The organism is Mesorhizobium sp. KR2-14, from assembly GCF_040049255.1.
GTDB lineage: Bacteria > Pseudomonadota > Alphaproteobacteria > Rhizobiales > Rhizobiaceae > Pseudaminobacter.
Window position 1 is genome coordinate 169,923 of record NZ_JBDZDR010000004.1, and the last position, 14,064, is coordinate 183,986.

Annotated in this window: 12 protein-coding genes; 6 read left to right on the forward strand and 6 right to left on the reverse strand. The window is 60.6% G+C overall.

Annotation, left to right across the window (positions count from 1 at the left end; genetic code table 11):
- Positions 1-8: 8 nt before the first annotated feature.
- The gene (locus ABLE86_RS12910; RefSeq protein WP_348779365.1) at positions 9-1,526 is read left to right on the forward strand and encodes a SpoVR family protein; all 1,518 of its coding nucleotides are present in this window, start codon (positions 9-11) and stop codon (positions 1,524-1,526) included.
- Here ABLE86_RS12910 and ABLE86_RS12915 read toward each other — a convergent pair.
- Genes ABLE86_RS12915 through ABLE86_RS12930 form a run of 4 tightly spaced genes read right to left on the reverse strand, consistent with a single transcriptional unit; the run spans position 1,523 to position 4,941 of the window.
- Entirely contained in the window at positions 1,523-2,458 is a 936-nt protein-coding gene (locus ABLE86_RS12915; RefSeq protein WP_348779366.1) for a beta-xylosidase, read from the reverse strand. The genes ABLE86_RS12910 and ABLE86_RS12915 overlap by 4 nt on opposite strands.
- Position 2,459: 1 nt before the next feature.
- On the reverse strand, positions 2,460-3,212 hold the full coding sequence (locus ABLE86_RS12920; RefSeq protein ID WP_348779367.1) for a TIGR04290 family methyltransferase: 753 nt from the start codon (positions 3,210-3,212) through the stop codon (positions 2,460-2,462).
- Between the two features lie 17 nt (positions 3,213-3,229).
- Positions 3,230-3,841 carry a histidine phosphatase family protein gene (locus tag ABLE86_RS12925; RefSeq protein ID WP_348779368.1) on the reverse strand — a complete coding sequence of 204 codons (612 nt, stop codon included), beginning with the start codon at positions 3,839-3,841 and terminating at the stop codon, positions 3,230-3,232.
- The gene (locus ABLE86_RS12930; RefSeq protein ID WP_348779369.1) at positions 3,838-4,941 is read right to left on the reverse strand and encodes an inositol-3-phosphate synthase; all 1,104 of its coding nucleotides are present in this window, start codon (positions 4,939-4,941) and stop codon (positions 3,838-3,840) included. The genes ABLE86_RS12925 and ABLE86_RS12930 overlap by 4 nt, the downstream gene beginning before the upstream one ends.
- A 75-nt stretch (positions 4,942-5,016) precedes the next feature.
- On the opposite strand from ABLE86_RS12930, the gene ABLE86_RS12935 reads away from it, so the two are divergent.
- Positions 5,017-6,813 (forward strand): hypothetical protein, encoded by a 1,797-nt coding sequence (locus tag ABLE86_RS12935; RefSeq protein ID WP_348779370.1) that lies wholly within the window; start codon positions 5,017-5,019, stop codon positions 6,811-6,813.
- Between the two features lie 15 nt (positions 6,814-6,828).
- On the opposite strand, the gene ABLE86_RS12940 is transcribed toward ABLE86_RS12935, so the two are convergent.
- The gene (locus ABLE86_RS12940) at positions 6,829-7,389 is read right to left on the reverse strand and encodes a sigma-70 family RNA polymerase sigma factor (protein ID WP_348779371.1); all 561 of its coding nucleotides are present in this window, start codon (positions 7,387-7,389) and stop codon (positions 6,829-6,831) included.
- A gap of 118 nt (positions 7,390-7,507) precedes the next feature.
- Between ABLE86_RS12940 and ABLE86_RS12945 the strand changes: the two genes are divergently transcribed.
- On the forward strand, positions 7,508-8,917 hold the full coding sequence (locus tag ABLE86_RS12945; protein WP_348779372.1) for an Nramp family divalent metal transporter: 1,410 nt from the start codon (positions 7,508-7,510) through the stop codon (positions 8,915-8,917).
- Positions 8,918-8,969: 52 nt separating this feature from the next.
- Here ABLE86_RS12945 and ABLE86_RS12950 read toward each other — a convergent pair whose 3' ends face one another.
- Positions 8,970-10,382 carry a UDP-glucose/GDP-mannose dehydrogenase family protein gene (locus ABLE86_RS12950; protein ID WP_348779373.1) on the reverse strand — a complete coding sequence of 471 codons (1,413 nt, stop codon included), beginning with the start codon at positions 10,380-10,382 and terminating at the stop codon, positions 8,970-8,972.
- A 176-nt stretch (positions 10,383-10,558) separates the two neighbouring features.
- Here ABLE86_RS12950 and ABLE86_RS12955 point away from each other — a divergent pair, with 176 nt between their 5' ends.
- From ABLE86_RS12955 to ABLE86_RS12965, 3 genes are read left to right on the forward strand one after another with little or no spacing between them, the layout of a single operon-like run.
- Complete coding sequence (locus ABLE86_RS12955; RefSeq protein ID WP_348779374.1) at positions 10,559-11,656, forward strand: SDR family NAD(P)-dependent oxidoreductase; 1,098 nt, start codon at positions 10,559-10,561, stop codon at positions 11,654-11,656.
- Entirely contained in the window at positions 11,653-12,753 is a 1,101-nt protein-coding gene (locus tag ABLE86_RS12960; protein WP_348779375.1) for an SDR family NAD(P)-dependent oxidoreductase, read from the forward strand. Before ABLE86_RS12955 ends, ABLE86_RS12960 begins: the two co-directional genes overlap by 4 nt.
- Positions 12,750-14,051, forward strand: coding sequence for a TIGR04295 family B12-binding domain-containing radical SAM protein (locus tag ABLE86_RS12965; RefSeq protein ID WP_348779376.1), 1,302 nt, complete (start codon positions 12,750-12,752; stop codon positions 14,049-14,051). Before ABLE86_RS12960 ends, ABLE86_RS12965 begins: the two co-directional genes overlap by 4 nt.
- Positions 14,052-14,064: the final 13 nt, after the last annotated feature.

Below are 14,064 nucleotides of genomic sequence, written 5' to 3' on the forward strand. Positions count from 1 at the left end.
ACGCTGACTTGCAGCATCCCCTGTTCCACGGGTCGGACTGGAATTTCGACATTCTCCAGAGGGTCTATGACGCGATCGAGGAGATCGCGCACAAGGATCTGCACCTGGATACATACACCAACCAGCTGGAAATCATTTCCGCCGAGCAAATGCTGGATGCCTATTCGTCGATCGGAATGCCGCTGATGTATGGGCACTGGTCCTTCGGAAAACGCTTCCTGCGCGAAGAGCAGCTTTATCGAAAGGGTCACACTGGTCTCGCCTACGAGATGGTGATCAACTCCAATCCGTGCATCTGCTATCTGATGGAAGGCAACACGGCGGCCCTTCAGACGCTGGTCATCGCGCACGCCGCTTTCGGCCATAACCACTTCTTCAAGAACAACCAGTCGTTCCGTCAGTGGACCGACGCCGGCGGCATCCTGACCTATCTCGATTTCGCAAAGAACTTCGTCAGGCAATGCGAGGAACGGCACGGCGTGGCGGCCGTTGAGCGCATACTCGATGCCGCCCACGCGTTGATGGATCAGGGCATCTTTCGCTACCGCAGGCCAGGGCGCCTCTCGGCCGATCAGCAGAAAGCCCGCGAGCGCGAGAGAGTTGCACACGCGGAGCGCATTTTCAGCGACCTATGGCGCACGCTGCCGTCTGCTTTCAAGAGCGCCGGCGGTGAGGGGGGCGCTGGCGACCAGCCCACCGAAGAAGAGAACATCCTGTACTTTGTCGAAAAGAACAGCCCCATCCTGGAGCCGTGGCAAAAGGAAATCGTACGCATCGTGCGTTATCTCGCGCAGTATTTCTATCCGCAGCGGCAGACGAAGATGATGAACGAGGGCTGCGCGACGTTCGTTCATTACACGATCACCAACCTCATGTTCGAACGGGGGCTGATCGAAGAAGGTCACATGCTGGAGATCCTCCAGAACCACTCGGAAGTGATTTTCCAGCCGGGCTTCGATGATCTGCGCTATGGCGGTTTGAACCCCTATGCGCTCGGCTTCGAGATGATGCGGGATATTCAACGAATATGCGTGCAGCCCACTCCCGAAGACCGGGAGTGGTTCCCCGAGATAGCGGGCACGGGGGCGTGGCTGGAGGTCTTGCTGGAGGCATGGGCAAGCCACCGCGACGAATCCTTCGTCCGGCAATTTCTCAGCCCGAATCTGATCCGCAAGTTGCGTCTGTTCGCCATCTCGGACGACGCAAGCAACAGCTATGTGGAGGTCGCGGCCATACATGACGATCGCGGCTATGAAACGGTCCGTTCCACTCTGGCCCACAGCTATGACATCGCCAGCCGTCAGCCCGACATCCAGGTGATCGGGGCGAACCTGGCGGGCGATCGCTGCTTGCTGGTGCAGCACAGGATTCACGACGGCGTCTTGCTGCAGGAGGAGAGCCGGGACGCAACGTTGCGCCATCTCGCGGCCCTGTGGGGCTACGAGGTTCGCCTCATCGGCATAGATGAGCGAAGCGGCCGGACCATATACGAGCGATCCATGAAGGCAGTGCCCGAGCGAGGCTAGCCGAGGACCGTCACGGTCTGCGGCAGCGGGTTGGCCGACGAAGACGCACCTGCATAGCGCCGTATCATCGCCGCGCAGAACTCCGCATACTCCTCCGGGACAAGCGGCGGACTGGTGTGGTGGGGTGCCAGACCCCTGTGCTCAGGAGTGAAGCAGAAGGTCAGCGTCACGTCCAGCTCGCGCAGGGCTTCCATCTGCCGGTCGAACCAGCGCAGGGCATCCGGCCGAAAACTGTCTGCCCAAGAAAGCCCGGTGCGCAGTGACCTGACGCCAAGTCGCCTGAGCCACGCCACCGCGTCGTCCAGACGATGGTCTTCGAAATGGAACCACTGGACGATGCCAAGATCGGCTGCGTGCTCGGCAAACTCTTCGAGAGCCGGCTTTGGCGAACCGTCTTCCCGAATGAGGCCCATGTAGAAGTGGCGATAGTAGGATGAGCCCTCGGCTTCGCGGTGGCGGGTCGTTGCCTCCCAGGCGCGCGGCAGATCAAAGAGGCTGTACCACTGGACCCTGGGTGCCCGGCCCCTGAGCAGCTCTGCGGTTCTCCGCAAGCCCCACAGTTGCACCTCTTCCGCCCCAAAGGATGAAACCCCGACCTCGCTGACCCACACAGGCAGATCGGTCACTGCGCGAATTTCCTCCAGCTTGTCGGGCCACTCGTGGATCTGCCAGAGGTTCCAATCGAGCGGGAAGCCGTGGACCGCCACTGCGTCGACATGGTCAAGCACGCCATGGGCCGACATGCGCCTGATGAAGGCGGAGTCTATCGGCGAAATCCCGCCCAGCACCTTGCAGATGGACCCGTTCTCCGCCGCAATCGCATCCGCCGCCAATATCGCCATTTGTGAAAACAGCGTCCACTCAGGATCGAGCTCCGGATCCCAGTGCGACTTGTTGTTGGGCTCGTTCCAGATCATCGCCGCTTCAATCATGTCACCCTCGCATTTCGGGATAGACGGCGCCGGCGCCGAACGGGATTTCGGCAGGTTCGCAGAGATAGACCTCCGGTTCTGGCCGACCGAGCACGCGGAAACCCGAGCTCCGCAACAAGGCTTCCACGCACGCACGGTTCGGCACCCACCAGTTGGTCGGATCTTCCGCGTAGCGGTGTTCTATGAAGTGGAGCTTCGGGAACTCCGGGGCATCGAAGACCTCCTGCTCGGAAAACGGATAATCCTCTGCGGCCTCGAAGCTCGCCTCGGAGCCTCTTTGCATCGACTGGAAAACCAGGAGACCGGAGACTGCGTGCTCGCGAATGAGATCGAGCGCGAGCAGCGGGTGTCTCAAATGATAGAACACGCCCATGAACAGGACGATGTCGAACTTCCGCGCAAGGACACCCACGTCGTAAACGGAGAGCTGCCGGAAAAGGATGTCCACCTCAAGCATGCTTGCGGCGAATCGGGCCTGGGCGAGATATGCCTCGTCATGGTCGATCGCGACGACGAGGTCCGCTCCCCGGCGTTTCATTTCTATGGCGTAGAAGCCCGCATTGCACCCGATGTCCAGAACCGTGCAGCCGCGCAGGTCATCGGGAATTGCCGTGCAAAAGCGTCGCCACTTCACGTTCGGATAGTCGCCCAGATAGTGGTCCGGCGCCGTCTGGACGCCGGCGATGTTCATGTTGTGGAACCAGGGCCCAAGCTCTGCAATGCGTCGTCGGACCTCTTCCCGACTGAGCTGCATCAAAACCCACTCCTTTGCTAACCCGGAAACTCCTCTGCGGGCTCCTTCAGGCTCACCAATCCAAATTCCCCATCCCTTGCCTCCAGCTCACACAGGCAAGCATATCCAACCTCGAACCGGGACCAGTTGGCGGCGGACAATCCAAGACAATGGAATATCGCAGCCCTCACGATTTCCGCGTGGGTAACCAGAACCACGGCGCCTCCCTGGTGCAGCGCGGATAGCCTTAAGAGGCAGGTGCGCAGCCGGTCCTCGACATCATCCATTGTCTCGCCTGCCGGCGTCGCGGCCTGATCGCGAAGACTGTTCCAGCGGCGCCAGCGCGGGTCGTCCTGCAACTCGGTAAAGCTCTTGCCGGACCATTCACCGAAGTCGATTTCATCCAGCGCCGGTTCGATTGCCGGCTGCCCGGCTCGGCAGCCTGCCGCGATGATTGAAGCGGTTTGAAAGGCGCGCGTTCGTGGACTGGACACTACGCAGGCAACGTCTCTGTGCTGCAGCCGTTCTGCCAGACGTGTCGCCTGGGCGATCCCCTCGCGGCTGAGGGCAGCGTCGACCATGCGGCCGAGGAGCACGCCTTCACCAGCTTCGTGCGCGGCATGACGAACGAGGAAGAGGGTGCAACTCACGAAAGGGAATCCCGATGCAGCGCGCGATCGCCTGCTATGAAGGCGAGGGTGCGCTCGCGCGCTTCCGCGTCTGTGAACTGCTGCGGGGGAGATTTCATGAAATAGCTGGAGGGTCCGACAAGGGGGCCGCCTATACCGCGGTCCAGCGCAAGCTTGGCACAGCGGACAGCATCGACCACGACCCCAGCCGAGTTTGGGGAGTCCCAGACCTCGAGCTTCAGTTCCGCGCTGAGCGGCACCCCACCGAAGGTCGTACCCTCAAGCCGGATATATGCGCATTTGCGGTCTGCGAGCCAGGGCACGTAATCGCTCGGACCGACATGTATGGCCTCGCGCACCAGCGGCATGCCCAACTGGCTCGTCACGGAATTCGTCTTCGAAATCTTCTTCGACTCCAGCCGCTCGCGCTCGAGCATGTTCATGAAGTCGGTATTGCCGCCGAAGTTGAGCTGATAAGTGCGGTCGAGCCGAACGCCGCGCTCGCGGAAAAGATTGACCAGCTGCCTGTGGACAATGGTCGCGCCGACCTGGCTTTTGATGTCGTCTCCCACCAGCGGCAGGCCGCGGCTCTCGAAGCGCTCGGCCCATTCGCTCCTTGAGGCGATGAACACCGGGATGCAATTGACGAAAGCGCAGCCGGCTTCGAGCGCGCGCTCCGCGTACCATTCGGTGGCTTTCTGGGAGCCCACCGGAAGATAGCAGACCACCACATCGGTTTCGGCCGCAATCAACGTCTCGGTGACATCGGCCTCCGGCTGATCCGATTCATCGATCGTCTGGCGCAGATATTTTCCGATGCCATCCAGTGTTCTGCCCCGCTTGACCACGACGCCCAATGTCGGAACATCGGCAAAGCGGCACGTGTTGTTGGGAGGCAGGTAGATGGCTTGCGATACGTCCGTGCCGACCTTGTTGGCTGCGACGTCAAATGCGCAGGCAACCTCGACATCGGAAACATGATACCCTCCGAGGTCGACATTCATGAGCCCGGGCACGGGTTCGTTGCCGGGGGCTTCGCGATAGTAAGTCAGGCCCTGCACCAGCGACGAAGCACAGTTCCCCACCCCCACGATACCAATCCGAACCTTGCCGCGCGCCATGGGGCTCTCACTCCGGTTTCGCCTTGCTCTAACTTGTTCGCAGGAACTTTGTTCCTCGCTGGTCGGATCGCGGGCATGGATCAATTGGAGCGCGGGGAAGTTCGGTGCGACTTCAATCCAGGCAGCTCGCAAATGCTGATTTACGGCGACAGGTCTTGGGAGTCGGATGTGGAGACGTTGCGATCCTCGATCCGCAGAGCCCTGCGGATCGTCCAGGATCTGCCGCCCGGCTTAGGCCGCCACGCAGCGCTGGTGAATGCGCTCATAAAGGCCGGTGAACTGGCGCAGGCAGTAGCCGATGCCGAATTCAACAAGACGGGATTTGATCATCCGTCCGGCAGCAGGGCGTTGACCATTCGACTGGTTCGCCTGCTTGCAGCGGATGTTGCGCTTTCGTGGGAAAGCAAACTCGCAGGAGAGCTGAAAAATTCGCATCTGGAATTTCGGATCCTGAACCTTGTGCAGGAATGCAAACAAGTCCTGCTGCCTCGCAAGGCCGAAGGCTTTTCATATTACGCTGTCTATCCGGAGGCCTATTACGAAGCTGCCCGGCGATCGAACCTGTGCCGAGACAGCTCGGTGATAGGCATTCGCAGCATTGGCGCCAGCCTGGCGTGTATGGTCGCCGCGGCACTTGGAACGCGCAGGATTGAAACGGTTCGCCCCTGCGGAACGCCCTTTCAGCGAAGAATTGCCGCCAGCGAGTCATTCGCCAGACGCATCGGTGTGACGGATGGCAAGCGCATGTTTGCAGTTGTCGACGAGGGACCGGGACTGTCCGGAAGCTCCTTCGCGTCAGTCGGAGAATGGCTGGAACGGTTCGGTGTTACGAACAGGCAAGTTCATTTCTTTCCCAGCCATTCGAACGATCCCGGAAAACACGTCGCTCCGGCACAACTGCAGCGGTGGAGAACCAGCCAGAGGCACGTGTGCCGGTTTGGGGGCACCATTCTGGCGCCGCGCGATCCCGCGCACTGTCTGGCCTCTTGGGTTGAAGATGTCATCGGGCCGCTCGAGGGCCCCCTGATAGACATGTCCGCCGGCGGCTGGAGGGAATTTGCGGCGGGAAATGGCACCCTCCCATGCGACGCGAGCCTGGAGCGCCGAAAATATCTGGCACTCGCGTCCGGAGAGAGATGGTTGCTGAAGTTTGCCGGATTGGGTGAAGACGGAGAACGGAAGCTGCACACTGGTCGGTTGCTGGCTCGCAACGGTTTCATTCCGGAGGTGATCGCGCTTTGCCACGGCTTTCTGGTGCAGCGATGGGCGGAAGCCGAGACGCTTCACACTGCGCGCGTGCCGAACGAACGGCTGCTGCCGCGCCTTACGCAATATCTCAGCTTCCGCGCGCGCCTGCCGGCACCGGGTTCGGGCGCCAGCTTGAAACAACTTGTCGAAATGGCATGGCTTAACGTCAGCGAAGCCATGGGCAATCGGCAGGCAGACCGACTTGAGATTTTCTTCCGGCGTTTCGGCTCGGTCGAAGGCGTAAAACCGCGCCGCGTCGATACGGACGGCCGCCTGCATCCGGGCGAATGGCTGCATCTTGCGGACGGCACCCTTCTCAAGACAGATGCCCTCGATCACAGCAGCGGGCACGACATCGTAGGTTGTCAGGATATCGCCTGGGATATTGCAGGGGCTGCGATCGAGCATGAACTGGCCGCCACACAGCTGAAACGGCTTTGCCGGCAGATGGAGGGCGTCGAAATTGAAAGGGAACTCGTTCAGCTCATGATGCCCTGCTACATAGCCCACCAGCTAGGCAGTTGGACCTTCGCAAGGGAGCGAGCGAGCTCTTCCGACAAAGCAGCTATCGATACTCTATTGCGCAAATACCGGGCTGCACTGTTCGCTTTCCTGGAGGGATGACCACGCGAGCGCGGGTCAGCCGCGCCTGTCTACTTGCGAGAAACCTCGCGTAGCCGGCTCTATGACGGCCTCCGTAGAGTGTTCCCCCAGGTCATGAAGAAGGCCGGTCCGCGCACGGTTCAATCGGCTTTTGACGGTGCCGATGGCACAGCCGCAAATATCGGCGGTTTCCTCATAGCTGACGCCGAGCACACCTATGAGGATGATAACCTGGCGGTGGGACATCGGCAGCCGGTCGATGGCCGCGAGCACTTCCTTGCCGCGAATTGTCCATTCCTGTGTGGCCTCACCGGTCGGGCGGGTCGACGCGCAGCAAAGGGCGCCGGGCGCCTCGCGAACATAGGTCTTCATGCGCGTGTAGAATGCGTTGCGCATGATGGTGAACAGCCAGGATTTCAGCCTCGTGCCGGCCTCGAACTTGTCCAGATTGGCAAGGCCCTTGGTGAGGGTTTCCTGAACCAGGTCGTCCGCGTCCGTGGGGTCGCTGTGAAAGGTCCGCGCGAACGCCCGCAACGCTGGTATCAAATTCACGAAATCAGATGGGGTGCCATTTGCAGTTGATCTCAAGGGGTCCAAGGCCGTGCTCCCTGACCGTCAATCTGAATCGGCGATGGGGGATTAATGTCGGTCCGGAATCGAGGTTCCATCGAGCTTTGCGGATTTTTTCACTCTCCATGCAACCGGTGGTCCCAGGTTGAAAGGGAGCTTCCAGGAGCCGGAACCATTGGTCCGGCGGCAGGTTTTGCTCCTCGATCCTATTCCGCCCACAGCGGCGGCTTTGGCGGCGGATCGGCCTGGCAAGAGCCCTACGTTAATGACCCGGAAGCTGGACAACCGACCGGCAGTCTCATCCAAGCCCGGATTGCTCGGTGCCCTGGGTCCGGGCCTGATCACCGGCGCTTCGAACGACGACCCCAGCAGCATTGCGACCTATTCCCAGACTGGCGCGCAATTCGGCTATCTCCCAACCTGGGCGCTCCTGGTCTCCTTTCCCTTAATGGTTTCCGTGCAGATCGTAAGCGCACGGCTGGGCCGGGCGACAGGAAGGGGCATCGCCGGCAACCTGCGGAAGCACTATCCGGTCTGGCTGGCGTATGGTTGCGTCTCGCTGCTGCTGATCGCAAACACGATCAATCTCGGGGCAGACATAGGTGCGATGGCCGATGCCGTTCGCGTCATCATCGGAGGCCCGCAGCTCGGTTACGTTCTTTTCTTCGGCTGCTTTTGTGTGATCATGCCGGTCTACATACCTTACCGGCGTTATGTGAACGTCTTGAAGACGCTCAGCTTTGCCGTCCTGGCATATGTCGCGACCTTTTTCATGGTCGAGGTCGATTGGCGGGCGCTGGCAAGTGGAGCCCTGCTTCCGCACATCGCCCTTGAGAAGGATTATCTCGTGGCGATCGTCGCCATATTCGGCACGGCAATAAGCCCATACCTGTTCTTCTGGCAGTCTTCGCAGGAAGTGGAGGACATTCGAACCATCGCAGATCGCAAACCCTTGGTGCAGGCGCCCGAACAGGCCCAGAACGCGAATTCCCGCATCACCCAGGATACTTTGGTCGGAATGGGAGTATCAAACATCGTTGCGCTGGCAATCATGGTGACGGCTGCCGCGACGCTCCACGTCAGCGGCGTGACGACTGTCCAAAGCTCGGCACAGGCCGCAGAAGCGCTCAAGCCGATGGCGGGTTTTATGGCGGGAACGATCTTTGCGCTGGGCATAGTGGGCACCGGCCTCATGGCGGTACCGGCACTTGCGGGATCCGCAGCTTACGCGGTGGGCGAAACCCTGCACTGGCCCACGGGGCTGGACCGCAAGCCCAGGCAGGCGAAGGCGTTTTACGGCACTATCGCAGTCGCAACGGCGGTAGGCATCGTGCTGAATTTCAGCCCTGTCAGTCCCATCGAAGCGCTCTACTGGAGCGCGGTGATCAACGGCGTGGCCGCTGTTCCGATATTGGCAGTCATGATGCTGATGTCTTCGGATCGACGCGTAATGGGCGATGCTCCGATCGGCCCCTGGCTCAAACTGCTCGGATGGATCTCGACAGCGGTCATGGGATTGGTCGCGTCGGCCATGATCCTGGCGATGCTCCTTTAGCGACTGTTTCCCAGCAGAGGCAGCCAGCCGCCGATTCCGAGACGAACGTAGATCAGGTGGTTGGTGGTTGAACCGTTTCGTCCGCGGGGCCAATAGGGGAAAGCCGGTCCAAAGCAGGAATGGCACCGGATTTCTTTGGGCGAAAGCCGTTCACCGAGCCGTGGATGGGGGCCCGCCCGAGGCATACATATTTCAAGCCAGCGCGTGCTACATCGGGCGGAGAAAACAGGTTTCGATAGTCCATCAATGTCGCGCCGCGCATAAGCTGCGCCACGCGCTTCAGGTCGAGACCTCTGTAATCCTCCCATTCGGTTAGAACCAGGGCAAGATCGGCTCCATGTACCGCCGAATAGGGCGTGTCGAAAAAGCGGACGCCTGGCAAGCATGATCGGGCCGAGCCAATGGCCTTCGGGTCATGGGCTCGTATCCTGATGCCTGCGCTCTGCAGAATGGGGATGATGGTCAGTGCCGGCGCTTCGCGTACATCGTCTGTGTTTGCCTTGAAGGCCAGCCCCAGGACCGCGACGCAGGTGCCCGGGCCATGATGTTCGATCTCAGAAAACACCCGCTCGGCAAGCATCACCTTCCGGTGCTCGTTTCGTTGAATGAGCGTCTCGACGAGGGCTTGGGGCGCGGCATTCTTCCTGCCGATGGCTGCGAAGGCTCTTGTGTCCTTCGGAAAGCAGGAGCCGCCAAATCCAGGTCCCGGAGCGAGAAAGCGAGCGCCGATGCGGCTGTCCAGACCGAGCGCATGAGCCACAGTCTCCACTTCTGCGCCGAGTTGCTCGCAGAGATTGGCCACGTCGTTGATGAAGCCGATTTTCAACGCGAGGAATGCATTGGACGCAAACTTGACGAGCTCGGCGTTGACCGTGCTGGTTTCCACCAGCGGAACGCCCCGGACGGTCAAGGGTTCGTAGAGATTGCGCAAGCAGGCCGCCGCTCTCGGGTCGTCGGCTCCGACGATGATCCGGTCCGGCCGAAAAAAGTCTTCGACTGCGGTGCCTTCACGCAGGAATTCCGGATTTGAGCCTACCGAGAAGTCGAGGCGCGCGCGTGTCTTGGCTATGATTTTCTGGACGCGGCGGCAGGTGCCGATGTCTACGGTGGATTTGATGACCACGACGGCGCCGGGCTTGAGTTGCCGTGCAAGCTGTCTCGCCGCGTTCTCCACGAAACCGTGGTTGATATTCCCGTTGGAGTGGGAGGGTGTGCCCACGGTGATGAAAACCGCGTCGGCGCGATCGATCCCATCATAGCTGTCGGAAAAGTCGAGTTGCCCAAGCTCGATGTTGCGGGAAATCAGTTCGTGCAGGCCGGGTTCGAATATCGGCAGCCGTCCCTGCCGCAAGGTCTCCAGCTTGCGTTTATCGAGGTCGACGCACGTGACCGAGTGCCCCAGTTCGGCAAAGCATGCACTCGCAGTAAGCCCCACATAGCCGCCGCCGATCATCGTGAGTCTCATGGCATTTCCCATCCCAACAGCTCGCAGCCGGCAAAAAACGGCAGTCTAACTTCCGGAGGGCGCGTCTGTTCCGTCCGAGCTTCAACAAAGCTTCCCGGGAACAAAGAAGCTGCTCATGTGTTGGGGGGACGATCCCATATCAAGAGCGGCCCATATCAAGAGCGGCAGGCGAGACAGTGAAAAAGGTTCTGGTCACGGGTGGGAGCGGCTTCATCGGACGCCACGTCGTCCGGGAGCTTCTATCCGCCGGATACGAAGTTCTCGTTTTGGACAATCTCATCGAACAGGTGCATGGCGATCAGCCCGAAGACCAGCAAACGGAAACCCTCAAGGCCGACATCCGCGATGAAGACGCGGTGCGCCGGGCAGTGAGCGGTCAGGACGCCGTAATTCATCTCGCCGCCGAGGTGGGCGTCGGCCAATCCATGTACGAGATCGCGCGCTATGTGGGCACGAATGATCTCGGCACGGCCGTGCTGCTCGAGGCCTTGATCGAAGGCTCTGTGCAAAGGATCGTCGTGGCCTCTTCGATGAGCGTCTATGGCGAAGGCTCGTACAGGGACAGTGCCGGCACCCAGATCAATGCCAGGCGATCGCAACAGAGAATTGGGATTGGCCTCTGGGACCCCATCGGCAGCGACGGGCAGCCACTGAGGCCGGTGCCGACCGATGAGGGCAAGGCCGTCGATCTGGCCTCCATTTATGCCCTCACCAAATACATGCAGGAGCAGGCGGTCCTGATCTTTGGCCGGACCTATGGGATCGGCGCAGTCGCGCTGAGGCTGTTCAATGTGTTCGGACCCGGCCAGGCGCTATCCAATCCCTACACTGGTGTTCTCGCCAATTTCGGCGCGCGCCTCATCAATGGCTATGCCCCGACGATATTCGAAGACGGTCTGCAGCGCCGCGATTTCGTGCATGTCAGGGATGTCGCACGCGCCTTCAGGCTCGCGTTGGAGCGCCCCACTGCGGCGGGGCAGACCTTCAACATCGGAAGCGGACGCGCCTATACAATCCGTGACGTGGCGATGCTTTTGGCCGGGGCCATGGGCAAGAACTCTCTTGAACCCGAAATCCTCGGCAGGGCCAGGGCCGGCGACATAAGGCACTGTTTCGCCGATATCGGCCGCGCGCGGAATGTCCTCGGCTACGAACCCCGCCAGAAACTGGAAGACTCGCTCGAAGAACTGGTTAATTGGCTTTCTGCCTCGGAAGCCAATGACAGCAGTTCCGAGATGAGACAGCAGCTCAGTTCAAGGGGGCTGATCTCATGAGGCCCACCCCGCCGAAGGCTTCTGTGCTTTCCCGCCGGATCTCCACTGTTCTCATTACCGGCGGAAGCGGGTTCATCGGGTCCAATCTCGCATACAGCTTCCTGTGCGAGGGGCGAACCGTGGTGATAGTGGACAATCTGAGCCGCCCGGGCATTGCAGAGAACCTGGCCTGGCTGAAGGATCATTTTCCCGACAGGGTCAAGTTCCAGCAGGCAGATGTTCGCGATCGCGCGGCAATCGCGCCTGCCTTCGAAGAGGCTGACGCGGTCTTCCATCTGGCGGCACAAACCGCCGTCACGACAAGCCTGAAAGCCCCGCTTGATGATTTCATGGTCAATGCGCTGGGCACGCTGAATGTGCTTGATATCGTGAGGTGCGGCGGGCGGCGCATTCCCGTCATCTTTGCCAGCACCAACAAGGTATATGGAGATCTCTCCGATCTTGAGCTCATGCGATCGCCGGGCGGCTACGTGCCACGCGACGCGTTCATACGGAGCAGGGGCATCGATGAGGCAGCCGGGCTGAGCTTTTGCAGCCCTTATGGTTGCTCGAAGGGGGTTGCCGATCAGTATGTGCTGGACTTCGCAAAGTCATACGAGATCCCGACCGCCGTCCTGCGTATGAGCTGCATATTCGGTCCTCGACAGTTCGGAACCGAGGATCAGGGATGGGTGGCTCATTTCATCCTGCGCGTGTTGAGCGGAGAACCGGTGGTCATCTTCGGCGATGGCGAGCAGGTGCGCGACATCCTCTATGTCGGCGATGCGGTCAGCGCCTACAGGGCGGTTCTGGATGCCATCGATCGCCTTGAGGGGCAGGCCTTCAATCTTGGCGGCGGCCCGGAAAATGCGATCAGCCTCAATCTCCTGCTGCAGGAACTGGCTTCGATGACCGGGGTCGAGGCCGAGGTTCGATACAGTGAACAGAGACGGGGCGACCAGCTCTATTTCGTGGCGGATACGCGAAAGCTGCAGGCAGCAGTGGGTTGGGAAGCCAAGGTCGGGTGGAGGGAAGGGGTCCGGCAACTCACACAATGGCTTTCGGCGCACCGCGTCCCCGCCGGCTTGTCGAGACGCCTGAAAAAGGTGACGGCATGAAAGTCGCGCTCGTGAACCCCTGCTGGAGTTATGAAGGCAGCATTTATTTCGGCTGCCGCCACGAGCATCTTCCCCTTGAGCTTGGTTATGCCGCCGCGATGCTGCAACGCGACGGCCATCAGGTTTGCTTGCTTGACGGGCAGCTGCAGCAGCTCGGTAATGCAGAACTCGCGAAAGCGACGGCGGACTTTTACCCGGATTTCGTCGTGGTAACCACGGCCCCCACCTATTTGTTCTGGCGATGCGCTCCGCCGGAATTGCGAATCCCGGCTGATTTTCTGAACGCCCTTGCAGCCAGCGGCTTTGAAGGAAGGACAGTGGCTGTGGGTCCCCATGCCTCTGCGACTCCCAAGGCGACGCTGCGCAAGCTTGGCACTGAAATCGTCATCCGCGGCGAGTGCGAGGAGATCATCCTGTCGCTGGCTTCTGGCGCCGACTGGTCGTCCGTGAGCTCCACCGCGCGCCTCGAGGGTGGTGAACTCGTCCTCAACGGGACAAATCACGCCAGCCAATTCGTCGACCATCCTCCGCTAGAATGGCCGGATGAGTGGATAGGCGCGCATCGCCATCACCATCATCGCTTCGATGAAAAGAACCCGGCGGTCCCGGGTGCCGAGGTCGAAGCGTCTCGCGGCTGCCCCTATAACTGCAGCTTCTGCGCAAAGATCGACTTTCGCGACGGCTACAGGCGCCGCAGGCTTGAGCTGCTGCTGTCCGAAATAGACCGCCTGATCGACCAGGGTGTTGGTTATATCTACTTCATTGACGAGATTTTCCTCCCGCAGAAGGCGCTGCTGGAGGCGCTCGCCGATCGCGACGTGCGGTTCGGCGTTCAGACGCGCATAGATCTGTGGAAGCCCGAGCTGCTCGCGCTTCTGGGTGAGGCCGGATGCGTTTCCATCGAAGCGGGATTGGAAAGCCTCACTGTCGAAGGTCGCGAGATGCTCGCGAAGCGCTGCCGGCTCGACACTGAAGAGCTGGTGCAGCTTTTGATCACTGCGCGCCGGCATGTGCCTTTCGTGCAGGCAAATCTGATCGGCGTCCCCTCCGACAGCCCGGAAATGATCGCCTACTGGCGCCAGCGGCTCATCAGCAGCGGCATATGGGCCAATGAGCCGGTTCCGCTTTATCCCTATCCCAGCTCGCCGGAATACCGGAAGCTCTGGGGTGAGCCCGATGAGCGCGCTTGGGAACGGGCGCATGAACATTACCTGGCGTCTTTCAAGAATTTCAGCGACCTGCAGGACCAGGCACCGCTGCCTCTGGCCGTGCTGGAGGAAACATGCTCCAGCACTTGAGAACGCCGCAGAA